At 56.4% G+C, this 24,178-nt stretch carries 26 protein-coding genes; 6 read left to right on the forward strand and 20 right to left on the reverse strand.

The annotated features are described in order from the left end of the window. The first annotated feature begins 164 nt into the window (after nucleotides 1-164). Entirely contained in the window at nucleotides 165-1,670 is a 1,506-nt protein-coding gene (locus ABS758_RS06580) for a diguanylate cyclase domain-containing protein (protein ID WP_350381842.1), read from the forward strand. Between the two features lie 9 nt (nucleotides 1,671-1,679). On the opposite strand, the gene ABS758_RS06585 is transcribed toward ABS758_RS06580, so the two are convergent. The 5 genes from ABS758_RS06585 to ABS758_RS06605 all read right to left on the reverse strand — a co-directional run bounded on the left by ABS758_RS06585 (nucleotide 1,680) and on the right by ABS758_RS06605 (nucleotide 5,824). Then, nucleotides 1,680-2,546: a D-amino acid aminotransferase gene (locus tag ABS758_RS06585; protein ID WP_350381841.1), complete on the reverse strand. Its 867-nt coding sequence runs from the start codon at nucleotides 2,544-2,546 to the stop codon at nucleotides 1,680-1,682. A gap of 55 nt (nucleotides 2,547-2,601) precedes the next feature. Then, the gene (locus ABS758_RS06590; protein ID WP_350381840.1) at nucleotides 2,602-3,336 is read right to left on the reverse strand and encodes an amino acid ABC transporter ATP-binding protein; all 735 of its coding nucleotides are present in this window, start codon (nucleotides 3,334-3,336) and stop codon (nucleotides 2,602-2,604) included. Nucleotides 3,337-3,353: 17 nt separating this feature from the next. Then, the gene (locus ABS758_RS06595; protein ID WP_350381839.1) at nucleotides 3,354-4,043 is read right to left on the reverse strand and encodes an amino acid ABC transporter permease; all 690 of its coding nucleotides are present in this window, start codon (nucleotides 4,041-4,043) and stop codon (nucleotides 3,354-3,356) included. A gap of 9 nt (nucleotides 4,044-4,052) precedes the next feature. Further along, nucleotides 4,053-4,793 carry an amino acid ABC transporter permease gene (locus ABS758_RS06600; RefSeq protein WP_350381838.1) on the reverse strand — a complete coding sequence of 247 codons (741 nt, stop codon included), beginning with the start codon at nucleotides 4,791-4,793 and terminating at the stop codon, nucleotides 4,053-4,055. Between the two features lie 125 nt (nucleotides 4,794-4,918). Continuing rightward, the gene (locus ABS758_RS06605) at nucleotides 4,919-5,824 is read right to left on the reverse strand and encodes an amino acid ABC transporter substrate-binding protein (protein WP_350381837.1); all 906 of its coding nucleotides are present in this window, start codon (nucleotides 5,822-5,824) and stop codon (nucleotides 4,919-4,921) included. Between the two features lie 288 nt (nucleotides 5,825-6,112). Between ABS758_RS06605 and ABS758_RS06610 the strand changes: the two genes are divergently transcribed. From ABS758_RS06610 to ABS758_RS06620, 3 genes are all read left to right on the forward strand, one after another. Beyond that, nucleotides 6,113-7,009, forward strand: coding sequence for a LysR family transcriptional regulator (locus ABS758_RS06610; RefSeq protein WP_350381836.1), 897 nt, complete (start codon nucleotides 6,113-6,115; stop codon nucleotides 7,007-7,009). A 134-nt stretch (nucleotides 7,010-7,143) separates the two neighbouring features. After that, entirely contained in the window at nucleotides 7,144-8,394 is a 1,251-nt protein-coding gene (locus tag ABS758_RS06615; RefSeq protein WP_350381835.1) for a D-amino acid dehydrogenase, read from the forward strand. Nucleotides 8,395-8,422: 28 nt separating this feature from the next. After that, nucleotides 8,423-8,965 (forward strand): YqaA family protein, encoded by a 543-nt coding sequence (locus ABS758_RS06620; RefSeq protein ID WP_350382023.1) that lies wholly within the window; start codon nucleotides 8,423-8,425, stop codon nucleotides 8,963-8,965. Between the two features lie 10 nt (nucleotides 8,966-8,975). Here ABS758_RS06620 and ABS758_RS06625 read toward each other — a convergent pair whose 3' ends face one another. From ABS758_RS06625 to ABS758_RS06665, 9 genes are all read right to left on the reverse strand, one after another. Next, the gene (locus tag ABS758_RS06625; protein WP_350381834.1) at nucleotides 8,976-9,743 is read right to left on the reverse strand and encodes a sulfite exporter TauE/SafE family protein; all 768 of its coding nucleotides are present in this window, start codon (nucleotides 9,741-9,743) and stop codon (nucleotides 8,976-8,978) included. Nucleotides 9,744-9,807: 64 nt separating this feature from the next. Then, nucleotides 9,808-10,704 (reverse strand): LysR family transcriptional regulator, encoded by an 897-nt coding sequence (locus tag ABS758_RS06630; RefSeq protein WP_350381833.1) that lies wholly within the window; start codon nucleotides 10,702-10,704, stop codon nucleotides 9,808-9,810. A gap of 10 nt (nucleotides 10,705-10,714) precedes the next feature. Continuing rightward, nucleotides 10,715-11,716 carry an Ldh family oxidoreductase gene (locus ABS758_RS06635; protein WP_350381832.1) on the reverse strand — a complete coding sequence of 334 codons (1,002 nt, stop codon included), beginning with the start codon at nucleotides 11,714-11,716 and terminating at the stop codon, nucleotides 10,715-10,717. 105 nt (nucleotides 11,717-11,821) lie between these two features. Continuing rightward, nucleotides 11,822-12,751 carry a hydroxyacid dehydrogenase gene (locus ABS758_RS06640; protein ID WP_350381831.1) on the reverse strand — a complete coding sequence of 310 codons (930 nt, stop codon included), beginning with the start codon at nucleotides 12,749-12,751 and terminating at the stop codon, nucleotides 11,822-11,824. A 65-nt stretch (nucleotides 12,752-12,816) separates the two neighbouring features. Continuing rightward, nucleotides 12,817-13,575, reverse strand: coding sequence for a GntR family transcriptional regulator (locus ABS758_RS06645; protein WP_350381830.1), 759 nt, complete (start codon nucleotides 13,573-13,575; stop codon nucleotides 12,817-12,819). Between the two features lie 6 nt (nucleotides 13,576-13,581). Next, complete coding sequence (locus ABS758_RS06650) at nucleotides 13,582-14,487, reverse strand: ABC transporter permease (protein ID WP_350381829.1); 906 nt, start codon at nucleotides 14,485-14,487, stop codon at nucleotides 13,582-13,584. Continuing rightward, complete coding sequence (locus ABS758_RS06655; RefSeq protein ID WP_350381828.1) at nucleotides 14,480-15,268, reverse strand: ABC transporter ATP-binding protein; 789 nt, start codon at nucleotides 15,266-15,268, stop codon at nucleotides 14,480-14,482. The genes ABS758_RS06650 and ABS758_RS06655 overlap by 8 nt, the downstream gene beginning before the upstream one ends. Nucleotides 15,269-15,480: 212 nt before the next feature. Beyond that, a complete protein-coding gene (locus ABS758_RS06660) occupies nucleotides 15,481-16,650 on the reverse strand; it encodes a UxaA family hydrolase (RefSeq protein ID WP_350381827.1) in 1,170 nt (389 codons plus the stop codon). Nucleotides 16,651-16,736: 86 nt separating this feature from the next. Next, nucleotides 16,737-17,018 carry a UxaA family hydrolase gene (locus ABS758_RS06665; protein ID WP_350381826.1) on the reverse strand — a complete coding sequence of 94 codons (282 nt, stop codon included), beginning with the start codon at nucleotides 17,016-17,018 and terminating at the stop codon, nucleotides 16,737-16,739. Nucleotides 17,019-17,601: 583 nt separating this feature from the next. Here ABS758_RS06665 and ABS758_RS06670 point away from each other — a divergent pair. Then, nucleotides 17,602-17,793, forward strand: a complete 192-nt coding sequence (locus tag ABS758_RS06670) for a hypothetical protein (RefSeq protein ID WP_350381825.1) — start codon at nucleotides 17,602-17,604, stop codon at nucleotides 17,791-17,793. Between the two features lie 79 nt (nucleotides 17,794-17,872). Here the strand turns inward: ABS758_RS06670 and ABS758_RS06675 are convergent, their stop codons facing one another. The 6 genes from ABS758_RS06675 to ABS758_RS06700 are packed head-to-tail and all read right to left on the reverse strand — an operon-like array spanning nucleotide 17,873 to nucleotide 22,548. Further along, on the reverse strand, nucleotides 17,873-19,588 hold the full coding sequence (locus ABS758_RS06675; protein WP_350381824.1) for an L-aspartate oxidase: 1,716 nt from the start codon (nucleotides 19,586-19,588) through the stop codon (nucleotides 17,873-17,875). Next, the gene (locus ABS758_RS06680) at nucleotides 19,585-20,199 is read right to left on the reverse strand and encodes a FumA C-terminus/TtdB family hydratase beta subunit (RefSeq protein WP_350381823.1); all 615 of its coding nucleotides are present in this window, start codon (nucleotides 20,197-20,199) and stop codon (nucleotides 19,585-19,587) included. The genes ABS758_RS06675 and ABS758_RS06680 overlap by 4 nt, the downstream gene beginning before the upstream one ends. Nucleotides 20,200-20,201: 2 nt before the next feature. Further along, nucleotides 20,202-21,077, reverse strand: a complete 876-nt coding sequence (locus ABS758_RS06685; RefSeq protein WP_350381822.1) for a fumarate hydratase — start codon at nucleotides 21,075-21,077, stop codon at nucleotides 20,202-20,204. A gap of 45 nt (nucleotides 21,078-21,122) precedes the next feature. After that, nucleotides 21,123-21,485, reverse strand: coding sequence for a succinate dehydrogenase, cytochrome b556 subunit (gene sdhC, locus ABS758_RS06690; RefSeq protein WP_350381821.1), 363 nt, complete (start codon nucleotides 21,483-21,485; stop codon nucleotides 21,123-21,125). Continuing rightward, nucleotides 21,482-21,829, reverse strand: a complete 348-nt coding sequence (locus ABS758_RS06695) for a succinate dehydrogenase (RefSeq protein WP_350381820.1) — start codon at nucleotides 21,827-21,829, stop codon at nucleotides 21,482-21,484. The genes sdhC and ABS758_RS06695 overlap by 4 nt, the downstream gene beginning before the upstream one ends. Beyond that, nucleotides 21,826-22,548 (reverse strand): succinate dehydrogenase/fumarate reductase iron-sulfur subunit, encoded by a 723-nt coding sequence (locus tag ABS758_RS06700; protein WP_350381819.1) that lies wholly within the window; start codon nucleotides 22,546-22,548, stop codon nucleotides 21,826-21,828. The genes ABS758_RS06695 and ABS758_RS06700 overlap by 4 nt, the downstream gene beginning before the upstream one ends. A 551-nt stretch (nucleotides 22,549-23,099) precedes the next feature. Here ABS758_RS06700 and ABS758_RS06705 point away from each other — a divergent pair. Then, nucleotides 23,100-24,113, forward strand: coding sequence for an ABC transporter substrate-binding protein (locus tag ABS758_RS06705; protein ID WP_350381818.1), 1,014 nt, complete (start codon nucleotides 23,100-23,102; stop codon nucleotides 24,111-24,113). Nucleotides 24,114-24,178: the final 65 nt, after the last annotated feature.

Raw genomic sequence — 24,178 nt, forward strand, 5'->3', positions numbered from 1 at the left:
CATACAAGGTGAGAGGAGCTAAAAAGAATATCACAGCGGATGATGCTATCCTCGGAGGTCATGTTTGATGGCTTGTGGTCCTTTCACGACAAGGGGAAATTAGCCTTCGACGCCCCCTGGGCAAACGGTTACAGTTGCCATGTCATCCCCCCCACCTCTTTTTTATGGCCCGCGAAAAGCGTTACGCTTTCTCTGTACCTACCTGCCTGGTGATCGCCCTGCTTTGCCTGGCGTCTATCGCAACGCGTTGGCTGGCGGTTGCGCATGTGGTGGACACAGAGCGGGAACAGGCCATCGAATCCGCCATGCAGGCAGATGCCAACCTGGCAATTGCCTTTGAACAAGACCTGATCCGCACCCTAAAAGCTGCTGAACAGGTGGCGGCGTTTGCACGCGAGGGTTATCTCCTGCACGGCAAGGCCCCTGACATCCGCGGCTGGATCAAGGATCACACCATCCGCGAGCGCATGTTCACCATCCTCAGCGTGGTCGATGCACAGGGCCGCATCATCGTCAGCACCGAAGACACTCCCCCAGGGGTCAATTACTCGGATCGCAATTTCTTTACGGCCCAGCAACACGCCACAGAAGACAAGCTGTATGTCAGCCGGGCCGTTTTTGGCCGTGTTTCGCATCAATGGCGCATCCCGATGTCCCTGCGTATCACGCTGGACGGGGGCGGCTTTGGCGGAGTGGTGGTGATTGCCATCGACCCCGCCTATCTCACTCATTTCTACCAGCACACCGCCAAGGCCAGCCAGACAGACACACTGGTTCAGGTGCTGGGTGCCGATGGCTATACACGTGGCAGCCAGATTGGTGGCACCATGGGCTTCGATCACGACGCACGGGCACAACCCTGGTTTGTACGCGCCAAGACCCATCCGGTAGGCCAGTTTGTCACAGATCTCCCGGATCGCATCCCACGCATCATCAGCTACCGCACCCTCGATCAATACCCCTTGACGGTGGTACTGGGCACCCCTCTGGATCAAGCGGTGGCGGGGGCATCCAAGCGGCACAACAGATACTGGATCGCTGCGGGGCTGACAACCCTGGCCTTGCTGGCCGTGGCCGGCCTGCTGACGATTATTCTGGCCCGACAAAGGGCCAGTACGCTGGCCCTGCTGGCCAGTGAAGCCCGCCTGACGCACGCGACACGTCACGATGCACTGACAGGCTTGCCCAACCGAGTGCTGTTTCAGGAGCGATGCCAGCGGGCACTGGCCACTGCCCAGCGACACCGGCACCTGATAGCGATTCTGTACCTGGACCTGGACAGTTTCAAATCGGTAAACGATGAATACGGCCACGCGGCAGGCGACGAACTATTACAACAGGCTGCCCAGCGCCTGTTGCAAAAGGTTCGGGCCAGCTCTCAGGATACGGTGGCCCGCTTTGGGGGTGACGAATTTGCCATCTTGCTGGACGACTTGCACGCACGGGCAGATACCGAGCGCATCATCCGCAATATCCTGACGGCGCTGTCAGAGCCCTTTACGATCAAAGGCACCAAGACCAAGGTGCAGCTATCGGTCAGTATCGGCGCCGTAGAATACCCCCAGCACGGCAACACACTGGACATGCTGATGGGCCACGCCGACGCCGCCATGTATGCCGCAAAAAAGGCCGGCAAAAACCAGTTTATGTGGTGGTCGCCCACCACATAGCAAAGAGGCTTACAGGGCCTCGATGGCTGCGTCGTAAGCTGCCCGCAGGCGCTGATACACCGGCCCAGGGATACCGTTTCCGACCGCCTTGCCATCCAGCTGGGTAATGGGCAAAACCTCTTTGGTGGCCGACGACAGCATGATCTCGTCGGCGTGAGCAACTTCTTCTTGAGTAATGGGGCGGGACTGGAATGGGATTCCGGCCTGCGCAGCCAGTTTCTCGAGGAAGCCATAGCGGATGCCCTCGAGAATGAGATGGTCGCGTACCGGGGCACTGAGCGTGCCATCCTTGACCACCCAGATATTGCACGAAGAGCCTTCGGACAGATGCTGGCCACGAAACTGCAGGACTTCGTCGACCCCGGCATCCGTTGCATATTGCTTGGCCAGCACATTACCCAGCAAGGATACAGATTTGATTTCGCAATGCAGCCAGCGCTCGTCAGGCATGCTGACAGCCGTCATGCCCTGCTGGCGTACCTGCTGGCTGGGGCGTTTAAGCGGCGACACCATGCAAAACACGGTGGCCTGTGCCGATGGGGGAAACCCATGCTCGCGTTTGGCGACGCCACGCGTCACCTGCAAATACACCGTGCAATCACCGGTGGCGCCAGACCGCGAGAGCATCTGCAAGACAAGGTCTTGCCAATCCTGGGTACTGCGGCCGGCGTCGATACGGATAGCCTTGAGGCTGCGCTGCAAACGGGCCAGGTGGTTGTCCATCAGAAATGGCTTGCCGCCATAGCACGGGACGACTTCGTAGATGCCATCCCCAAAAATAAAACCGCGGTCTAATACCGAAATTTTGGCATCGCCCAGACGGACGTAATCGCCATTGAGATAGACAATGCTGTCATTGTCAACGCCGGGAATCATGACGGATACCTTTCAAGCTGAAAAAAGGCTGGCCACCATGGCCAGCCGGAAAACATCAGTGGTGCAAAATCTTGGACAGGAACTGCTTGGCCCGATCCGAGCGGGCATCGGGGTCGCCAAAGAACTCTTCTTTGGTGCAGTCTTCGATGATGGCACCCTGATCCATGAAGATCACGCGATCGGCCACGCTGCGGGCAAAACCCATCTCGTGGGTTACCACCATCATGGTCATGCCTTCTTTAGCCAAGTCCACCATCACATCCAGTACCTCGTTGACCATTTCGGGGTCGAGTGCCGAGGTGGGCTCGTCAAACAGCATCGCCTTGGGATCCATGGCCAGTGCCCGGGCAATGGCCACCCGTTGCTGCTGGCCGCCAGAGAGCTGCCCGGGATATTTGTCGATCTGGTCGATGAGGCCCACCCGCTCGAGCAAGGCACGCCCACGCACTTTGGCGTCGGCTTCGGAGCGACCCAATACTTTCATTTGCGCCAACGTAAGGTTGCGCATCACCGACAGATGAGGAAAGAGCTCGAAGTGCTGAAACACCATCCCGATGCTTGAACGCAACTTGGGCAGGTTGGTGCCAGCAGCACCCACAGACACTCCATCGATGAAGATCTCACCCTTTTGAAAGGGCTCGAGTGCATTGGCGGTTTTGATCAGGGTGGACTTACCCGAACCGGAAGGCCCGCAGATAACCACGACTTCGCCATGAGACACGGTGGTGGTGCAGTCGGTGAGCACCTGAAAGGATCCATACCACTTGCTGACGTTTTTGAATTCGATCATTAAGAAGACTCCTGCCCTTAACGCACAATGGCGATACGGCGCTCGAGCCGCTTCACCGACCGAGACGCAACATAGGAAATAATGAAGTACACGACGGCGGCAAAGACGAACATCTCGACCATGCGACCATCGCGCTGCGCGATGTTATTGGCGGCTCCGAGGAAATCGGTAAGCGACAGCACGTACACCAGGGACGTGTCCTGAAACAGCACAATCATTTGTGTCAGCAACACCGGCGTCATGTTACGAAACGCCTGCGGCAGCACCACCTGCCCCATCACCTGCCAGTAATTAAGGCCCAGGGCATAGCCCGCACCCACCTGACCAAAGGGGATGGATTGAATGCCGGCACGCATGATCTCGCAAAAATACGCGGCCTCAAACAAGACAAAGGTGATCAGCGCCGAAGTAAACCCGCCCACGGCAATGGGCCGTCCTGCTTGCGTGACCCAGCCAATAACGTAGGGAACCAGAAAATAAAACCAGAAAATGATCAGGATCAGCGGCAGTGCCCGCATCAGGTTGACATAAAAGCCGGCAACACCCGAGACAATGCGGTTGGACGACAAACGCATCATGGCCATCATTGTGCCCAGGATGATTGCCCCTACGGTCGCCAGCACCGTCAGCTTGACGGTAAAGACAAGGCCTGTGCCCAATACATACGGCAGCGTGCGCCAGATGACATCAAAATCAAAACCAAACATGGTGCCTCCTTAGCGCTTGGACCCGATGAAACCGGGTACGCTGAGCGATTTTTCGAGAACACGCATCAGCACCACAACAATCAGATTGATGATCAGGTACAGGATAGTGGCCGCGGTGAAGCTTTCGAAAATCTGGAAAGAAAACTCTTGCATCGAACGTGCCGCCCCGGTGATTTCGAGCAGGCCAATGGTAAATGCAAGCGACGAGTTCTTGATCAGGTTAAGTGCCTCGGAGGTAAGCGGTGGCATGATGATGCGCACAGTCATGGGCAGTAAAACGTAGCGATAAACCTGTTTGCGGTTTAAGCCCAGTGCCGTGGCCGCCATATCCTGCCCGCGAGGCAACGCAGTGATGCCCGCGCGCACCTGCTCGGCAATCCGTGACGAGGTAAACAGCCCCAGGCATATCGTGGCTGTCCAGAATGTACTTAAGGTGGGGTCGGCCTGCTTGATGGCATCGCCCAATGCTTTGGGCACGACTTCGGGGAAGACGAAATACCATAAAAACATCTGTACCAGCAGTGGCACATTGCGAAAGAGTTCGACATAGCCGGCGCACAGGCGCTCGAGCCATGCGATGCGGGTGGTACGCAGCACGCCGATTGTGACACCTGCCAGCAAGGCAATGGCCCAGGCAATCACCGACACACCAAGTGTCCAGTAGGCGCCACGAATCAGGGTATGCAGGTAGGTACCAGTGCCATCCGGAGCATCTGCCCAGAAAATCAGCCAGTTCCAGTGATAGTTCATGTGGTTATCCTCTGGGCGTTATCAGCCGGCCAGCGGCGGACGATGCCCGTGAAACAAACGGCACCCCCCAGGGAGACTCCTGGAGGGTGCCGCCACTGTCGCAGTGTATTCCTAAGGACTACGAATTACATCTTGTAGTCGTCAGGATTGGGCGAGTCAGTGGGGTTCTCGATGACTTTCTTGAGTTCGGGAGTCATCGGCCAGTTGAGGTTGATGTTCTTGGGCGGGATGGGGGACATGAACCATTTTTTGTAGAGTTCAGCCAGCTTGCCGTCTTTCATCATGCCCTTGACTGCGTTGTCGACTGCCGTCTTGAACTGAGGATCACCCTTGGGCTCGATCAGGCCATAGGGCTCTATGGTGTAGGCTTTTTCGCTGATCATCCAGTCGCTGGCGTTTTGCGAACTGGCAACCAGACCTGCCAGCAGGATGTCATCCATGAAGAATGCCGTGGCACGACCGTTAGCCACCGTGAGGAAGGCTTCGGAGTGATCTTTGGCGGGGATAATGCGCATGCCGAGCTTTTGATCAGCATTGGTTTGGGTCAGCCACTTGAGGTTGCTGGTACCCGAGGTGGACACGACAGTCTTGCCTTTGAAATCGGCCAGATCGTTGAGATTGGACGACTTGAGCGCTGCAAAGCGGGTAGCCGTGACAAAAGTGGTGGGCGCAAACGAAACCTGCTGCTGGCGCTGGGCATTGTTGGTGGCCGAGCCGCAAGTGATATCGACTGTGCCATTGGCAACCAGCGGGATCCGCGTGGAGGACGTGACGGATACCAACTTGATTTTAAGGTTGGGCAGATTGAGATCTTTTTTGAGGGCATCAGCAACGCCATTGCAGATGTCCATGGAATACCCGACAGGTTTTTGGTTGTCGTCGAGGTAGGAGAACGGAATGGATGATTCGCGATAACCCAGAGTGAGCTCGCCGGTAGACTTGATTTTGTCGATCCGGCTGTTCTCGGCCTGGGCCGCCGTCATGCCAACTACCGAAACGGTAGCTGCCAAAATGAGGGGCAATAGTTTCATGGTTCCTCCTGGTTAGCTTTTTTGTGATGTTCAGTGGTTCTTCACTAAACGGGCACCTGTAAAAGGGTAAGACAGGTGATCGCAAGTGTACACACTTTGTCACTACCCACAGCATGCCACAAGACTATTTGATTGGACATCGGTGCAGACCATGAGTGTGGGCAATGAGGTCTAGATGCGGCCCCTATTATCATTACCCTCTGACGGATCAACAAATAGCGATTTCGCAGGCAGCCATAACAGAAGGCTATGTTCTATACTGCACCAGAGCGTTCAGGATCATTCCGCATGCGATTACGGCACATCGAAATTTTCGAGGCAATCTGCCAGGCAGGGTCGCTTACCCAGGCCGCCGCCTTGCTTAATATTTCCCAGCCAGCGGCCAGCAAGATCCTTGCTCACGCAGAATCCCAACTGGGTTTTAAGCTCTTCGATCGCGTCAAGGGCCGTTTGGTGCCCACGCGCGAAGCAGACATCCTCAGCCCGCAGATCGGCCAGCTCAGCGAAGACCTTGCCCATGTGCGCAAACTGGCAGCCAACCTGCGCCAGGGCCGTCAGGGCTATCTGCGCATCGGTTGCGCCCCGGCCATCGGCCTGGGCCTGCTGCCCAGAATCATTCAGCGCTTTCATGGCAATACGCAGGCGGCATTCAAAATCAGCACCATGCACAGCCCTGATCTGGTCGAAGGCCTGCTTACCCAGGCCCTGGATATCGCAATAACCTTCGACGACCACGACCACCCGGGCCTGCAACGCATCCCCGTGGGCACCACCGAACTCGCTTACCTCAGTCGCAAACCCGCGCCAAACCCCGTCAAGCTGCAGCAACTGACGGCACGACCAGTGATTGCACTGGACACCCGCGACCAAGTAGGCACGCTGATGGATCACGCCTTGCGTGCGGCAGGCATCACACTGGATACCCGCATCATGGTGCAAACCCATTATGTGGCCTGCAGCCTGGTCGATGCCGGTTGTGGAGATGCCATCGTCGATTTGCTGACAGGGCGTGCCATGTTGCGCCCGGGCATGACGCTCAGCCGCCTGGATCCTGCCATTGCGGTACCCGTCAATATCCTGGTGCACAGCAGTGACCCGCTCAGCCTGCTGCATCGTGATGTCATCGATGCCGCGCGCCACGTGTGCACGGCATTGCAGGAATCCAGCCCGGACACCCCCAGATAAGCAGTCCAATCATCCAAATGGCAGAGCTGCTGATTCCATGACAATAAGTTATGGGTGAGCTCCTCATTGGTATTTGTCATTGTGTCCCCGGGCGCCCACAATCCTTGCTGTTCTTCTAATCGTAGACAGTCATTATGCATGCATGTGTTTTGGGCGCAGGGGTTATAGGCGTCACCTCCGCCTGGCAATTGGCGCAACAGGGTTGGCAGGTCACGCTGGTGGATGCCACCACCGAACCGGCCAGTGGTGCCAGCCACGCCAATGGCGGACAGCTCAGTTACAGCTATGTTGCCCCTTTGGCCGAGCCAGACGTACTGCCCCACTTGCCGACATGGCTCCTCAATCCGTCGTCACCCCTGCGGTTTCGCCTGCGCGCCGACCCTCACCAGTGGCGCTGGTGCCTGCAATTTCTGCAAGCCTGCACACACCGGGCCGCTGCGGCCACCACTGCGCAGCTGCTGTCCTTGTCTTATTTAAGCCGCCAGGTGCTGCACGACATCCAGAGCACTCATGCGCTTGATTTCGGCCACGCAAAAAACGGCAAACTGATTGTCTACCGCACGTCTTCCCTGCTGGAAAAAGCCCGCAATCAAGTCAAGTTGCAAGCCGATCTGGGATCTGACCAACGCATCCTCAACACACAAGAACTGATCCAGCTGGAACCCGCGCTGGCCCCCGCGCAAGCGCATCTGGCCGGCGCGGTGTACACCCCCAGCGAAGAATCCGGCGATTGTGCCCGCCTCACCAGCGCCCTCTTTAAAGAGCTGGCTGCCATGAGCAACGTCAATATCCGCATGGGCACCACCATCCAGGCCTTGCAACGCACCGGCAACCGCATCCAGGCCTTGCGCACCAGCCAGGGAGACCTGATTGAGGCTGACCACTTTGTCATGGCTGCCGGCATGGGCAGCCAGCCATTGATGGCACAGTTGGGAATACACGTACCGCTGTATCCACTAAAGGGCTACAGCCTCAGTGTTCCCTGCGCGCAAGCACACGTGCCGGCCATTAGTGTTACCGACTACGAACGCAAGACCGTGTACGCCAAGCTGGGCGACACCCTGCGTATTGCAGCCATGGTCGGGATCGGTGCAGCCAACCAGGGCATTGAAGCCGATCGCATTGCCCTGGTCCGGCGCCAGGCCCAAAGCCTGTTGCCGGATGTTGATCTGTCTGCCGCCCAGGCCTGGGCGGGATATCGGCCGGCAACACCACATGGCCGGCCCTGGATTGGCCAAAGCCGGGCTGCCGGTAACTTGTGGCTAAATATCGGCCATGGCGCACTGGGATTCACGCTGGCCTGTGGCAGCAGCCACCTGCTGTCCTCGCTGATCCGTCAGGAAACCCCGGCAATCGACCCCATCCCGTTCCAGCCGCGCGGCTAGGAGGCCGGTGTCGTACACTCTCGACACCATGGAACTCTGGCTCCAGTCCTCAATTCACGCGATCCTGGCACTTCTGGCACTGCCCACGGTAGGCCTGCCCGCTGTTTTCGTGATCAGCCTGGTGTCTGCAACCTTGTTGCCACTGGGCTCAGAACCCGCGGTGTTTGGCTATGTACACTTGGCCCCGCATATGTTCTGGCCGGCCGTGCTTGTGGCCACACTGGGCAACACCCTGGGCGGCGTCATCAGCTATGCGATGGGTGTTGGCGCCCGCAATGTCTGGCAACGTTGGCACGATGAGGCCGGCGGGACACATCAAGAAAGCGGCAAGCAGCCCGCCGGCGGGCGCTGGCACGCCCTGACCACGCAATGGTTTCAGCGCTTTGGGCCGCCTGCGCTGCTGCTATCGTGGTTGCCCGCCGTGGGCGACCCCCTCTGCGCCGTGGCAGGTTGGCTTAAATTGCCCTTTTGGCCCAGCGTGATCTACATGGCCGTGGGCAAGCTGCTGCGATACATCATCATGACTGCAGCACTGCTGCATGCATGGCCCTGGGTACAGGCGTGGCTGTAGGGCACAGCCCTTATAAACCTTTGATCAATGCGCTGATGCCACCAATCAGCAAAATGCCCCAAACCATTTTTTTGACGAGCGCAGTGGAAGCACGACGATTCAGCGCGCTGCCCAGCCAAAATCCCGCGAGGACAGAAGGAAACAGCACAGCAGCCAACACAAACGTCGACACACTGCTTAAAAAGCCAGCCAGAAAAAATAGAATAAAGCGAATGACCGAGGTGGTGCCGATCAGGGCACCCATGGTTGATCGAAAGGTTCTCTTGTCATCCACACGGCCAAGCAAATAGACGGTGTACATCGGCCCCCCTGTCCCAAAGAGGGTTGTAAAAGCCCCCCCCAGAAATGACAGCGGGAACGCAAAAATCGGCTTTACCCGATACTCCCGGTGGCTGAAGAAATTGTTCCAGATCACCATCGCGATCACAAACACCCCCAGAAGCATAAAAAGAGGCTTTTTAGGGGCATGCAAGGACAGAAATATGCCCAATATTGCACCGAGCAACAGACCGGGAAGGATTCTTTTGAGCTCTACTTTGCTGGCCAGACGCGCGTCTCGCAAATTCAGTAAAGAACAAGCCACAAGGTCAAACAGCAGCATGATCGTCACGCAGACATGCAGTGGAAAGACCTGGATCAGGAAGGGGATAGCCGTTACAGAAGAGCCAAAACCTGTCAGCCCAAAAATTGCGTACGCCACAAACAGCACGGCGCCGGCAAATAAAAGGGCAACGGGATCGGCCACTGATATCAAAGAGCTGAAGAGCGCATCGAGCATCTGCGGGTTTCCTTGTTTTTATACGCAAGTGCAATGATGACAGCTTGACGATGCCATCAGCGGCTCAGGCTCGCGGGCCGAGGGAAAAGAAGTATGTCTTGACTTCGTTTGTGAAATTGCCACGACCATGCCGCCTGAGCTCCAGAAGCCCGACGTGACGAAACACGGCAACACCAGGCAGCTCGATGACACGCAAGTGCTCGTCGCGAGACCAGTCTACATTGGCCAGACGCGGCACGATTGAACCACCAAACCCCTGTCTGACAAGCTCGATAATGGTCTCGATAGAGTTCAGTTCCATGCCGTCATCCAGGGTCAGGCCCAGGTGCAGCAAGGTTTGCTGCACCAGTTGCCCAGTCCAGGTGCGCTTATCAAAACGCAGAAACGGCAATGTCGCCAGTACCCGATACGATAGATCCGGGTCGGTCATACCCGGAGCGGTGCGCGGCACAATACCGATCATCGATTCTGTGTAAAGCGGTGTCCACAACAGCTCGGGATTTAACGGCTCGGGCGACTGCGTAACAACGGCTGCGTCCAGCTCACCCCGCAGCACCTTTACCGCAAACTCGCGCGACTGCCCCGCATACAGGCTGACGTTCAGGCGTGGATGCTTCTCCTTAATGGCCTGCAGCGCATCTGAAAACGCCCCCATCAACGCCGACACCAGCGCACCCACAGAGACATGCCCGGAAAGCCCCGCCCTCTCGTCGATGTGAACCAGCGAATCATAGGCCGCCACAATGTCTTCGATTTTGGCCACCCGCAAGCGGCCCTGAGGCGCCAGCGTTACTGAACGCCCACTCCGCACAAAGAGCTGGCAGTTCAGGGCCTCCTCGAGCGCCTTGATCTGCAGCCCGACAGCGGCCGGCGTCAGCCCGATCTTGGCCCCCGCCGCGGCGAAAGTGCCATGGCGAACGACTGCCAGAAAGGTTTTCAGGGTGCGGATGGAGGACGACATGATGTCTGTCTTATGTTTGGCGGCCCGACATCTGCGCAGCAATGTCCTCGGAGACCTCGATGCCGTTGCGCTGTGCCTGACGCTTGAGGTCGGCGCGGCGATACCCCGGAATGCGCACGTCTTCGTCAGCCAGCATTGCAGCCAGCAGCGTCTCGATGCGCTCGTGATAGACCTCTGCAGAGACCAATGCGCTCGGATTGATGGCGATGAACGCATGACCAATATGTGGTCGATTACCATTCTCGTCAAAGAATGAATCGGCTTCGAAGCCGAAGGCCGCCCCAGTAAGGGACACACACAGGAGCTCCACCACCAGCGCCAGCATGGCACCTTTAACGTCGCCCGCCGGACACATCATGCCTTTAAGTCCCGCGCGCGGATCGCTGGTTGGCTGACCTTGGGCGTCCAGTGCCCAACCCAGCGGGATTTCCTGCCCATCGCGCGCAGCAACAAGCAATTTGCCCCGGGCCACCTTGGACAAGGAAAGATCCACAGTGACAGGATCATCTTGTTGACGTGGGAAGGTTGCCGCAATGGGGTTTGTGCCAAACAGCGCCCGGCGCCCACCCCAGGCTGGCATCGCCGCCGGAGAGTTGGTAAATGCAAAGCCTGCCAGGCCGCTGGCAGCAATCCGTTCGAGATGATTCCCGGCTGCACCGAAATGGTGGCTGCGGGTAACCCCCACAAAGGCAATCGAGAACTCCTGGCTCAGGCGAATCGCTTCGTTGATGGCCAGGTCACAGGCTGGAAAAGCCAGCCCCTCATCGGCATCTATCAGGGCGGCTGCACCATGTGCATGGCGTACAAAAGGCACCGCCTTGGCGTTGACCCGGCCACTGCGCAAATGCGCCGCATATTGGGACAGCCGTGCCAGACCGTGCGACCGCAGGCCAACGGCTTCGGCATCCACAAGCGCGCGTGCAGTGCTCTGCGCCATCTCGGGTGTCGCTCCGGCAGCTTCAAGTGTTTCCCGTGCCCACTGGGTGAGTGCATCCAGGCTATAGGTAGTCATGCAGCAATCCTCTTGTCATCACACAGAAACCAGAACCAGGCAAACACCCAAACCTCTCAGGAGTGGGGATTCTTCACCACCCTGGGTCAGCCGGCGCAGTGATACTCAGGCAGACAAATACCCAGCCACCTCGTGCGCGATCATGTCGCCAACGCGCTGGTTGGACTCTCGGGTGACACCCGCAATATGTGGCGTGAGTAAAAGCCCGGGGACTCCCGAAAAAATGTTTTTCCCAGGGACAGGCTCGGCTTCGAATACATCCAGCGCCGCACCGGCCAGATGGCCATTCTGCAAGGCAGCCACCAGTGCAGCTTCATCGACAATGCCCCCACGCGCGGTATTGATCAGGATGGCGCCGCGCTTCATCCTGGCCAGACGTGGTTCATCGAACAAATGGCGTGTTGTGGCCACCAACGGTACATGCAGGCTGGCAACATCTGCCTGAGCGACCAGATCGTCAAGCGCCAGGGGCCTGACACCCGATTCACGCCACAGGCTGGAGTCCTTGTCGAGAATCGGGTCGTGCGCCACGACCGTCATCCCCAGGCCGATGGCCATACGTGCCACCCGCTGCCCGATGGACCCAAACCCCACCACACCCAGAATTTTTCCTCCGAGCTCCTGCCCCGAAGACAGCGCTGCCCTGGGCCACTGTCCGGCGGCGACGTCTGCCGTGGCACGATACGCGCCACGCAGCAGCAGCATCGCAGTTGCGATCACGTATTCGGCCACCGCCTGAGCGTTTGCCCCGGTGGCGGGGATCACGCGTATGTCGCGCGCCGCGCAGGCAGCCAGATCGATGTTATCCAGCCCTACCCCCAGGCGCCCCACCACCCGCAGCTCAGCGCCGGCAGCCAACACGGCCTCATCGACGGATGTGCGATTACGGACAATCAGGCCGCGTGCACCAGCGAGCGCCTGCATCAAGGCCGCACGGTCATCAACGAGGCCAGGCTCATAGACCACATCAAAGTCTGTTTGTAGTCGTGCGACCGCAGGCGCATCCATAAACTCGGTAATCACAATTTTGATCATCAACTCACCACCGATCCTATTGTTGGGCCCGTTTGACGGCGAAGGGCACCCCCGTGCCCCGCCAGTCAGAGCCGGAAGTCCTGTCCTACATATTCGTAGGCATCCGTATTTACTCGAGACACCCGCCACTCGACAGGACGCCGGTTAAAGGAATACGCCACACGCCGAACTTCCAGCAGCGGATAGCCGATACCTACCTGCATCAATTGGGCGTGCTCGGCATCAGCCTGAGCAATCCGCACTCGCTCTACCGTGCCGATAACGTTTATGCCAAAGGCTTCTTGGTAAAAACTGTAAATGGTGCTGGGGCGCTCGCTCACCCGCTGCTCTGTCAGCCCGCGAAAGCTGGCTTCCGGCAACCAGATTGTGTCGACAATCACTGGCAAGCCATGCAAGCGCTGCAGATTGACGTACTCGAACGCGTAGGCGCCCGACTTCAGGTCCAGCTTCCGACGGATTTCTTCGGTGGCGCGCATACGGCGAAAGCGAACCATCTCGGACTGTGGGTAGGCGCGCTCGTTGTCATCTTGACGCACAATGCGGAAGAACCGGAAAAAATGAGAGTTACGCGAATGCATGGCAACAAAAGTGCCACGTCCCTGGTGCCGGATCAGAATACCTTCGGCCGCCAGCTCGTCTACCGCCTTGCGCAGCGTACCGATGGAAACACCGAAACGGCTGGCCAGAAACTTCTCGGAAGGCAGGGCATCGCCCTGCTTCCATTCTTTTGAGGCCAGTGCATCCAAAATACGTTGTTTCACCACCTGGTACAGGGGCAGGCTGCCGGACAGCAGAGCGGACGAGGCGAGCGAATCGGGCGTCATAGGCGCTTATTGCTGCATGCCCCATTTTCGGATGGTCTTTTGCTCGATCACCCTGAAAATGAAGTTTTCAACGATCAGGCCAATCACGATGACCGTGAGCAAGCCTGCAAACACACTGGGAATATCCAGCTGATTCTTGTTTTCGTACACGAACCAACCCAGGCCGCCACTGCCAGAACTGACGCCAAACACCAGCTCTGCCGCGATCAAGGTACGCCATGCGAATGCCCAACCGATCTTCAGGCCTGCCAGGATGGTGGGAAAGGCTGCCGGGATCAGGATGCCAAATACATAACGCAGCCCGGTCAAGCCGTAGTTTCGGCCCACCATCCGTAGCGTGGCACTCACAGACTGAAACCCTGAGTGGGTATTTAGAGCAACCGCCCACAGCACGGAGTGAATCAGCACGAACACCAGGCTATCGGTACCCAGACCAAACCACAGCAAGGCCAACGGCAGCAGCGCAATGGCAGGCAGCGGGTTGAACATGGCCGTGGCGGTTTCGAGAAAATCCCGGCCCAGGCGCGACGTAATGGCGAAGATTGTCAGCAGTGCCGCCAAAAACAAACCCGCGGCATAGCCCATCAGCAGCACCCGGATGGAAAACCAGGATTTCTCCAGCAGACCGCGATCCAGGATGGCGACCACCAGCGCCTTGACCGTTGCGATAAAGGTCGGAAACAGCAGTTCGTTATCCAGATACATGCTATAGAACTGCCAGGCCACCGCCAACACCACAAGGATGAAGACTTTACGCGCCACATTGTTTTCGTAGATTTGCTCCCAGCGGCTTAGCGGCTTTTGGATAATGCCGAAATCCTCGCTCTGCGCTGGCTTGCAAAACCGCTCCTCGCGGGGTGCAGGCCCCGTTTCTGTACGGGCATTGATACCTGGGTGCAATCCGTCAGTCATGGCGTGTGGCCTCTGATCCGGCATTGTGGGAGAAAAGTAAGTCATTGATGCGCTCCGTAAGCCTGCGGCCACTTGCGTCGACGGAATCTTCGCCGGTGCTGTTGAGCTCGGCCATCACCTGTCCCGGGTGAGGCGATAGCAGGAGGATCCGGTTGCCGATCTTGACTGCTTCCTCGATGGAGTGCGTCACGAACAACACCGTGAATTTCGTGTCCTGCCACAATGTAAGCAACTCATCCTGCATGGATTTGCGTGTCAGCGCGTCCAGTGCGGCGTAGGGTTCATCCATCAACAGGATGTCGGGCTCCATGGCCATGCCACGAGCGATGGCCACGCGCTGCTTCATGCCGCCCGAGAGCTGGTGGGGATAGTGGTTGGCAAATTGTGTCAGTTTGACCTTCTCGATATATTGCATGGCCTTTTCTTCTGCAGCCTTGCCCTGCAACTTTTTGCTGGCAATCAGGGGAAACACAACGTTTTGCTTGACGGTTTTCCAGGGAGGCAATTGGTCAAACTCCTGAAACACCATCATGCGGTCGGGCCCTGGCGAAGTAATGCTCTTGCCTTTCAGACGGATCTCACCCTCGGTGGGAGACAAATAGCCGCCGACCGTCTTAAGCAGGGTGGATTTCCCACAGCCAGACGCCCCAAGCAAGACGAAGCGATCTGACTGATAAGCGTTGAATCCCACACGATATGTGGCGGTGACCAGGTATTCCTTGGTCTTGTACTGAACGGTCACCCCGTCGACTTCCAGCAAGGGTGTTGATGCACTATTCATCCTGCTCTCCTCCTTGAAAACTGCCGGGCAGCCTGGCTCGTTTTCCAGAAAAAGGCCGGTTGCGAGATTCTTCTTGTGATATCCGGCCGGGAATCGGTTCCTGATTGCTGCGTGTCTGGTGCGCCTGGCCACACGCGGCTTGCCGGACGCCGTCTAATCGACGTTGTTTGGCTGCCGCAACGGGCCAGAGGCATGGTGCCAGGCACCGTTGATCAGGCGCTTTCGTACAAACGAGTCATGACGAACTCGTGATGGCCCAAGGCTTCGGCCGATGTCAAGCGACCATTGACAGTTGCCAGCATCGTTTTCAACAGTTCGTCGCCTGCCTGGTCGAGGTTCATTTCGCGCTGCAGCAGCGGCGAGCAGTCGAAGTCGATATGCTCACTCATGGTTCTGACTGTGCGCGGATTAGCGCTGAGCTTGATGACGGGCAAAATGGGATTGCCAATGATATTGCCCTGCCCTGTGGGGAAAAAGTGCACGACAAAACCTGCCGCCGCACACAAGGTAACCATCTCGGCCGCTGCCGACGAACTATCCATAAACCACAAACCCGGATGCGTCGGCGTAACCGCTTTATCCAGCACACCATCAACCGTGCAAGTCTTGCCGATCTTCTGGATATTGCCCATCGCTTTTTCTTCGATCGTCGTCAGGCCGCCTTCGATGTTGCCCTTGGTTGGCTGAGAGTCGGACAGATCAGATGTCTTGTGCCGATCGATGACATCCTGGTAGCGATTGAAAATATCCATGAATTCTTTGCGGACTTTGTCATTCGCGCAGCGATCAGCCACAAAGTTTTCACCCCCGGTGAGCTCGGTGGTTTCGCCAAACACCAACGTGGTGCCAAGGGCATGCAGCTTGTCAAATGCGTTTCCAACCGACGGGTTCGAACCGCAACCCGACGTGGTGTCGCTCTCGCCGCATTTGGTGGAAACCCACAAATCGCTGATGGGACAGACTTCACGCTGTTTCTCCGAGGCCCACTGCACATATTTTTTGGCTACCTGGGACGCTTTCATGATGGTTTCATGGTCACCGTGGCGCTCGATGCCAAAACCCGTAACGGGCTTGCCCGTTGCGGCAATTCCTTCGACAAGCTTGCGCGTCCATTCTTCTTCGATGCCGATCACAACCACCGCTGCCACATTTGGGTTTGAGCCAGCCCCAATGAGCGTACGAAAATGCAGGTCGAGATCGGCCCCAAACTGAAGGCGACCATAGGGGTGCTTGATGACGGTTGTACCGTGGATGTTGTGGGCAACGGCTTCACAGGCCGCGTTGGACAGATCGTCCAGCGGCAGGATGATGACATGGTTGCGTACACCCACGCGGCCATTTTCACGCCGGTATCCCAAAAAAGTAGTGTCTTTGCTGATCATGATGTGGCTTCCGTGAAGTGGAATGAAGTAAATCGCTGACGCGATGTCTGACGCATTGCGCTATCTGCGCACCAACCTGAAGGGGATTACCAACGCTTGGTCTTGATGTTGTGAACGTGCGCGTGCTCACCCTTCTTGATTGGTGCCACCACCTTGCCGATATCCACGCCGTACTTGATCACGGTGTCGCCCACGGCCATGTCCATCAGGGCAATCTTGTGCCCAATAGGGATATCCTGAAGCGCCTTTGTCTGGATCAGTTCATCCTCATCCATGATCCAAGCGGTTAAATCCATACCAGCCGTCACACCCTCGACGACAGCGACGGCAACCATGTCGTGCTTGTCGTGCAGTACGAGATGAATCATCTCTTTCTCCTTTTGCCAAGATAGCGGTTATCGCAGGGCTGCTTCCACTTCGGTGCACAGTTGCAGTTACGCGGCAGCATCGGTGCGGTCGTGCGACAGCACCGATTGACGGTGGCAGTCACGCAATTTCTTGTGATCACTTAACTCACGGCCAGATTAGACGTCAGGATGATCAATGTCAATTATGTCATCTAGATGTTTTAGATGCCTTCGATAAATCGCGTTACCATTCATGCAGCTCCTTGTGCAGTGCAGAAATTCAAGATAATTACGACCAGATGTGTCACTGAAATCGCATAAAACTCATGCGAGTAGTGCACCAGAAAAGCAGGATAACCAGCACATCAACAGGGTCTCCAAAGACACAGGCAATTCCCGTGCCTGCCAGGCAGATCATGTCTGGCAGGTGATGCGTTGCAGCATTTTGGCAACACAATCCCTGAAAATCATCGATTTTGGCATCAGAAATCTTGTTAGATTTCAGGGTTTACCCTAGAATAAAAAGACACAATAAGTAAAATCTTTTTTAGTGAGATGCGTCTTAGCGCAACTGCTTTTTCAGGCACACAAGCCAACCATAGACATGACAAAACAAAGCAATCTTCCCCTATTCACCGACGCTGACGAGCAAGTACTGATTGCTCAAGCCTTTGAAGCCCGTTATGCATACCCGCTGGATCGTGCTGTGATGCGCGCCTTTCGCAAGGCCGTGCAATTCTTTCACCGCGATCAAGTGTCCACTGCCGGGCAGCTCAGCCACCACGCCGCCCAATAAGCCTCGGTGTCAAAAGAAAACGCCGCGTGTTCGCGGCGTTTTTTGTAAAAAGGGCCCGCACAATGGGGCCCAAAGCCAGTTACGAAAGTATTGTTTCGCCCGGCTTGACGCGGGTGAAGTGCACTGGCTCTCTGGATAACTGCAACGTTTCCCCCTCCTGGCGCACCACCGTGTAGGTAGAGCCCGGCAAGTCTACGATCTCCGGAAAATCCTCGCGATAATGAGCACCGCGAGAATCTTCGCGGGCCAGTGCAGCCACTGCAATCGACTGGCTGACAACAATCAGGTTTCTTAAATTCAGCCAATCGTGCCATGTCAGGTTAAACGCCCTTTCATCAGGTACAACGCCGGTTTGCAGCATTTCGGCATTCAGTTCATCCAACGCCTGCAAGCCCTTTCGCAGGCTGTCGGCCGAGCGCACAATGCCCACGTCATCCCACATGCAGGTATACAGCCTTTCACGGATGTCATTCAGATCACCGGCAGGCAATCGAAATGGCAAGGTATGCGCCTCGATGCTTCGCGTGATCGCTGCTTCGTCCGGCTCAAGCCAGGCGCCATGATCCCGAACCCAGGGCGCCAGGGTATCCCCCGCAATACCCCCAAACACTGTGGAATCGGCCACCCCATTGCCCCCCAGGCGATTGGCCCCATGCACGCCACCCGTGTCCTCTCCAGCAGCAAATAGCGCCGGCAGCTCGGTGGAGCAATCAGGCCGGATCACGAGGCCACCCATCATGTAGTGCGCCGTGGGTACCACCTCGACCAGCCCGCCCGCCAGATCAAAGCCACTGTCGGCACAGCGCTCGACCATGCCCTTGAACTGCTTGCGCACTTTATCCGGGCCCAGATGACTCATCTGGATGTAGACCCCTCCGTGCGGTGTCGTCCGCCGTTCGCGCATCTCGAAGAAAATGCCCCGCGACACGATGTCACGCGTCGCGCGCTCGCCACGGGCATCATACTTATGCATGAAGCGCTCTTTTTCGCCATTTAGAAGATAGCCGCCCGCACCACGCAGCCCCTCTTCGATGACAGTGCCAGTCATGCGGGTGTCTTCGCCCGCCAGCAGCCCAGTGGGGTGAAACTGCACCATCTCCATATCACGCAGCGGCAAACCAGCCCGCAGTGTCATCGCCAGACCATCACAATTTTTTTCGCCGGACGGGGTGTGATATCGGTACATCGTGGGCCCACCCCCCGTGCCAAGCAGTACTGCCTTGGCCTGCACAAACACAAATTCTCCAGTGCGCACGTCGATCATCAAAACACCGGCCAATGCCTTGCCATCCGGAGTTTTGATGAAATCGATCGCGCGGTGCTCTTCGAGCCGACCGATATTGCGCGACCAAATCTGTTCGGACAAGCGGTTGATGATCTCGATCCCGGTCAGGTCGCCCTTGTGCACGGTGCGGTCGAAGGTCTGCCCCGCAAACGCCTTCTGATGCACAGTGCCGTCCGGATTACGATCAAAAAAGCATCCCAGCTCATTTTCCAGTTCGTGCACACGTTCGACGGCTTTTGTCACCAGCGCCCAGGCCAGATCCTGATCAGCCAGCCACTTGCTGCCCTCGATCGTGTCCATGAAATGTCTCTCGACCGAGTCTCCCTCGGCCAGAGCCACGTTGTAGCCGCCCTGCACCATACGGGTACAACCAGACTTGCCCAACAGCCCTTTCACGGCAATGGTAATGGACAGGGTAGGGTCGCTTTGGTGCGCGTGCAGCGCCGCAAACAGCCCCGCGCCGCCCGAGCCCAGGATCAGGATATCCGTTTGCAAGCGTTTGATATTCATGTAGAGGACACCCCCAGGCTGGCCAGAACCTGAGCCCGGCGCGATTGCGCATCGCGTTTGACTTCGTTGTAGAGACTGTCACCGTGGCTATCCATACCCACCAGCAAGGGTCCAAAATCCTTGACCCTGAATTTCCATAGGGACTCCGGATTCAGGTCGTCGAGATCCACATCTTCGATAGCCTCGATCCATGTGGTTTCAAGGGCCGCCACACCGCCCGAAATAACAAGATAGACACCACCGAACTCCTGGAATGCCGCCTGGGAGCCTTCTCGCATACCACCCTTGCCAATCACCATACGCACTCCGGTTTCCTTGAGCAGCGGCTGCGTGAAGCGCTCCATGCGATCGGAAGTGGTTGTGCCAATGCAGATGGACGTGTAGCCCGCCGGGAATTCCGGGCTGACAGGAACCTTTTTTACATTGGGTGCCGTATGGATGACCGCATGCCCGTTGAGGTCGAACTTGGTGGTTCGTCCACGGTCGAACATATTGATGAGGGTTGCATCCCGGATCCCGAACAGTGTTCCCTGCAGGGTGACGGTGTCATTGATCCGCAACTGACGGATCTGTGCTTCGCTTACGGGCGTCGTCCAGTTGTAATGAGCCATCTTCAGAATCCATAAGTAATGTTGTCTGGGGTAAACCGTGCCGACGCGCGCCGTGCCGAATGACACTGCATATTGACAGCAATCGGGTTCATCGTGATGTGGGTGGCAGCCAGCTCGATATGCACCGCAAACGAGGTGGAGTCGCCCCCCAAACCTTGTGGCCCCACGCCCAGCTTATTGACTGCCATCGACAACTCATGCTCGAGGGCTGCACCATCAGGATCGGTGCACACCGAATCAAGACTTCGAATCGCAGCCCGCTTAGCCATAGCCACGCAGAGTTCGGAGGTTCCTCCGATGCCCACGCCGACAATCGTGGGCGGGCATGTCTTGCCACCCGCTGCCAGCACGCAGTCGATCACGAACTCCTTGATCGCGTTGACCCCTTCTGCCGGTACAGCCATCTTCAGAAACGAATTGTTTTCGGCACCGCTGCCCTTGGGCACCATAAGGATCTCCAGGACGTCCGGCTCATCAATAAAATCGAAACTGATGACCGGGACATCGATACCACAGGAGTTCTGGTTATTCTTGCGCGTAATCGGATGCACGATCGAAGAGCGCAGCGGATGCTCCAGGGTGGCTCGCTCGCAGCCACGACGAATGGCCTGGATCAGTTCACGGCCATTGAACTGTACATTGAAGCCCACCTTCACGTAATACACCGGCACACCGGTATCCTGGCACAGCAGGTTGGTATTGGCTTCGGCCACATCAATGTTGGTGGTCATGGTGGAAAGCATCTGCTTTGCCCGTGCAGATGTCTCGCCCAGCAATAACCGACGAAAGCCTTCCTTGATGTCCGGCGGCAGAATCTTGAGTGCCCGGATATAGAGTTCCTTCGAAGAATCCTCAACTGCCTTCAAATCCACCTTCATGGGGGTTTCCTCTGCGCGCCACTGCGGCGCAATAATGATGAATGATCAGAAATTCAGGGTGACGACGAACGCCGCACCAGCAGCCAGGCCCATCGCCACGCCGCCATATATCCAGTGCTTCAGCAGCCCTGGAGGACGCACGGGGCGGAAATCAATCAGCAACAGACGAACGCCACCCACCAGATGCAGGGTCAGCAACACCACCAGGCCCAGCTCACCCACCTTGAAAAGCGGGGTATCGGTGAAGCTGATAAAGCCATTCAGCGCCGCGTCACCCTTAAGCGCCAGACTAAGCGCCAGAAAGTGAATCGGCAGAAAAATGACCAGCAACAAGCCCGACACCCGATGCACCAGGAACGCCCAGTACGACGGGTGGTTGCGGGCACGAAAGTCATTGACACGTTTCATGATGTTGTCACCGCGTAAACGGCCACAAGGCCCAAAACCAGGATGGCTGCACTGAACAGCCTGGCAAAAAGCAAAGCGCCCGTGCGGCCCATGGCAAACCACTCTTGAGCCACATTGCGCAGGCCGCCAAAAACATGCACTGCACAGGCCAGCACAAACACCGCATAAAAAGTGCCAAACACCCAGTTACCACGCGTGCGCTCGAGGATCTCTGAGCCTGTCAGCCCCCCCCGCATGGCATAGAAAATGACACCGATATGCACCACGATACATAGTGTCAGCACGGCAGCGCTGACGTGCTGCCAATACCAGAACCGGGTCTGCAAAGTGGCACGGTTGCTCATGACTTCTTGCCCCAGATCGCTTCTGTGACGGTCAGCTGCTTGAGCCCGGCAATACTGAAGCTGGGTGCAATATGCTTGGGACAGCGCTCCGTGCAAGAACCCTGCGTATGACAGGAATGGCATCCAGCGTCGCCCGCCACCACTTCCAGGCGCTCCGCATGCTTGACGTCACGGACATCATTCATCAAGGTCCAGGAACGGTTCAGGGCGGCCGGCCCCAGAAAATCCGGTAGCCAGGTGACGACATCGCATGAGGAATAGCACACGCCACAACCAATGCACTCAGTGCCATCTGCAGCAGCCACGCGTTCTTTTGAGGCTGGATCCACCAGCGCAAACTCATCATGCCGCGTTTTTGACCCATGAAACTGGCCCATGGCGCGCGCCCACTTGTCAAAAAAGACCTTCATGTCGGTTGCAAGATCTTTGATGACTGGCAAATTGGACAAGGGGGCAATTTCCAGTACATCGCCTTTCAAGACCTTGGACACATGGGTGCGACAGGTCCAGCGTGCGATGCCATTGACATTCATGGCGCAGGAGCCGCACATGCCGACCCGACAGGAAAATCGGTAGGACAGCGTGCTATCCAGATGACGTTGAATATAGGTAACTACATCAAGCACGGTCTGGCTTTCGTTGCGTGGCACGTCATAGGTGACAAAATCACCGTTTTCAGTACCGCGCCAGACTTTTGCGCGTAAATGACTGGCATTCAAGGCTTGGACTCCATTACGACACCATACGGGGCCTGGTCTTTTTTCGATCAGGTGGCTTTGTTTTATTTATTCTTCGGCTTATGAAAGAAAAAGAAAAGCGAGTAATTTTTGGCTAATTCAAAAATTTTTCTTTAGCTATCTGGGCACACAAGGCGCCACAACAGGATAAGACGGGGCAAAGCAAACTGTCGTCGCAAAATCACCAATTGACACACAGAAAGTGCGCACCTATGATTTCCTGGATACCGGAGATGACAGGGATATGTCGCAAGGACATATCATTTTCCTCATAAATCATGTTTTTTATCAATACATGATTCTATTTATAAACCAACAATTCAAGAAAAATTTCTGTAAATCATATTTTTAATGATGAATCGCAGAATATCTTTTCAGCTGCTGGCTTATTTATAATTGATTTAATTTTCAGCTCAGCAAAGATTTATAAAAGGGCAAATTTTTTTAACCACCATACGAAACTTCTCCCATGAAGCTCGTATCTCTTTTCGCAGGACCTCGTATCAATAGACATAATTATTAGGAGACAAACCATGCAATTCACTCGGAAGCTAGTGCCTGCCATTGTCGGCGGCCTGATTTTGTCAACTGCCTGTTCAGTTTCGCTCGCCGAAGTCAAAACCATCAATATCGCTCAGCAGTACGGCATCAGCTATCTGCCACTGCTCGTCATGAAAGACCAACAATTGCTCAAAAAACAGGCCAAAAAAGAGGGCTTGGGCGACGTAGAGGTGAACTGGGCCCGATTTGCGGGCGGCAACGTCATGAACGACGCCATCTTGTCGGGTGACCTGCATTTTGCTTCGGGAGGTGTCGGGCCGTTTGTCACCTTGTGGGCCAAGACAAAAGGCAATATGAACGTCAAGGGCGTCACGGCCATGAATGCCATGCCGTTGATGCTCACTACGCGTAACCCCAATGTCAAAACCTTAAAAGACTTCACCGAAAAAGATCGCATCGCGTTGCCGGCCGTAAAGGTTTCCATCCAGGCCATCACTCTGCAAATGGCCGCCGAGCAAACATTTGGCAAAGGGCAACAAAACAAGCTGGACGCACTGACGGTTACCCAGTCACACCCGGACGGCATGGCCGCATTGCTATCGGGCAGCAGCGAGATCAACAGCCACTTCACCTCACCTCCCTATCAGTACATCGAGCTGAAAGATCCCCGGGTGCATATGGTGCTGAACTCTTACGACGTCACGGGCGGCCCGCACACCTTCAACATCGTCTGGGCCACCCAGAAATTTGCGGATCAAAACCCCAAGACATACAAGGCCTTTGTTGAAGCCTTCAACCAGGCGATCGACTTCATCAACAAAGACCCAAGGGCCGCTGCCCAGCTGTATGTGGATGTCACCAAGCAAAAAGAACCGGTCGAGTTCTATCTGGATATCCTGAAATCACCGGACGTTGAATTCACCACAACACCCAAGAACGTCATGAAATTTGTGGATTTCATGTACAGCATCAAGTTCATCCAGAAGAAGCCCGACAGCTGGAAGGATTTGTTCTTCCCGAACATGCACGACAAGGCGGGCAGCTGACAAAGAACAACACGCAGGGGTGACAGCCGTCATTCCTGCGCGTGCAGCAGCACTTTGCCTTTACA

It is taken from the genome of Castellaniella sp. FW104-7C03, assembly GCF_040276085.1.
Taxonomy (GTDB): Bacteria; Pseudomonadota; Gammaproteobacteria; order Burkholderiales; family Burkholderiaceae_B; genus Castellaniella.

Excerpts from the sequence above, each read along its gene's own strand:
- ABS758_RS06640 (WP_350381831.1), bottom strand. The coding sequence starts at position 12,751 with ATGATCAAAATTGTGATTACCGAGTTTATGGATGCGCCTGCGGTCGCA.
- ABS758_RS06625 (WP_350381834.1), bottom strand. The coding sequence starts at position 9,743 with ATGCTCGATGCGCTCTTCAGCTCTTTGATATCAGTGGCCGATCCCGTT.
- ABS758_RS06650 (WP_350381829.1), bottom strand. The coding sequence starts at position 14,487 with ATGACTGACGGATTGCACCCAGGTATCAATGCCCGTACAGAAACGGGG.
- sdhC (WP_350381821.1), bottom strand. The coding sequence starts at position 21,485 with ATGAAACGTGTCAATGACTTTCGTGCCCGCAACCACCCGTCGTACTGG.
- ABS758_RS06610 (WP_350381836.1), top strand. The coding sequence starts at position 6,113 with ATGCGATTACGGCACATCGAAATTTTCGAGGCAATCTGCCAGGCAGGG.
- ABS758_RS06645 (WP_350381830.1), bottom strand. The coding sequence starts at position 13,575 with ATGACGCCCGATTCGCTCGCCTCGTCCGCTCTGCTGTCCGGCAGCCTG.
- ABS758_RS06675 (WP_350381824.1), bottom strand. The coding sequence starts at position 19,588 with ATGAATATCAAACGCTTGCAAACGGATATCCTGATCCTGGGCTCGGGC.
- ABS758_RS06655 (WP_350381828.1), bottom strand. The coding sequence starts at position 15,268 with ATGAATAGTGCATCAACACCCTTGCTGGAAGTCGACGGGGTGACCGTT.
- ABS758_RS06680 (WP_350381823.1), bottom strand. The coding sequence starts at position 20,199 with ATGGCTCATTACAACTGGACGACGCCCGTAAGCGAAGCACAGATCCGT.
- ABS758_RS06685 (WP_350381822.1), bottom strand. The coding sequence starts at position 21,077 with ATGAAGGTGGATTTGAAGGCAGTTGAGGATTCTTCGAAGGAACTCTAT.
- ABS758_RS06695 (WP_350381820.1), bottom strand. The coding sequence starts at position 21,829 with ATGAGCAACCGTGCCACTTTGCAGACCCGGTTCTGGTATTGGCAGCAC.
- ABS758_RS06585 (WP_350381841.1), bottom strand. The coding sequence starts at position 2,546 with ATGATTCCCGGCGTTGACAATGACAGCATTGTCTATCTCAATGGCGAT.
- ABS758_RS06620 (WP_350382023.1), top strand. The coding sequence starts at position 8,423 with ATGGAACTCTGGCTCCAGTCCTCAATTCACGCGATCCTGGCACTTCTG.
- ABS758_RS06595 (WP_350381839.1), bottom strand. The coding sequence starts at position 4,043 with ATGTTTGGTTTTGATTTTGATGTCATCTGGCGCACGCTGCCGTATGTA.
- ABS758_RS06600 (WP_350381838.1), bottom strand. The coding sequence starts at position 4,793 with ATGAACTATCACTGGAACTGGCTGATTTTCTGGGCAGATGCTCCGGAT.
- ABS758_RS06670 (WP_350381825.1), top strand. The coding sequence starts at position 17,602 with ATGACAAAACAAAGCAATCTTCCCCTATTCACCGACGCTGACGAGCAA.
- ABS758_RS06590 (WP_350381840.1), bottom strand. The coding sequence starts at position 3,336 with ATGATCGAATTCAAAAACGTCAGCAAGTGGTATGGATCCTTTCAGGTG.
- ABS758_RS06630 (WP_350381833.1), bottom strand. The coding sequence starts at position 10,704 with ATGTCGTCCTCCATCCGCACCCTGAAAACCTTTCTGGCAGTCGTTCGC.
- ABS758_RS06615 (WP_350381835.1), top strand. The coding sequence starts at position 7,144 with ATGCATGCATGTGTTTTGGGCGCAGGGGTTATAGGCGTCACCTCCGCC.
- ABS758_RS06705 (WP_350381818.1), top strand. The coding sequence starts at position 23,100 with ATGCAATTCACTCGGAAGCTAGTGCCTGCCATTGTCGGCGGCCTGATT.
- ABS758_RS06660 (WP_350381827.1), bottom strand. The coding sequence starts at position 16,650 with ATGATCAGCAAAGACACTACTTTTTTGGGATACCGGCGTGAAAATGGC.
- ABS758_RS06665 (WP_350381826.1), bottom strand. The coding sequence starts at position 17,018 with ATGATTCATCTCGTACTGCACGACAAGCACGACATGGTTGCCGTCGCT.
- ABS758_RS06605 (WP_350381837.1), bottom strand. The coding sequence starts at position 5,824 with ATGAAACTATTGCCCCTCATTTTGGCAGCTACCGTTTCGGTAGTTGGC.
- ABS758_RS06635 (WP_350381832.1), bottom strand. The coding sequence starts at position 11,716 with ATGACTACCTATAGCCTGGATGCACTCACCCAGTGGGCACGGGAAACA.
- ABS758_RS06580 (WP_350381842.1), top strand. The coding sequence starts at position 165 with ATGGCCCGCGAAAAGCGTTACGCTTTCTCTGTACCTACCTGCCTGGTG.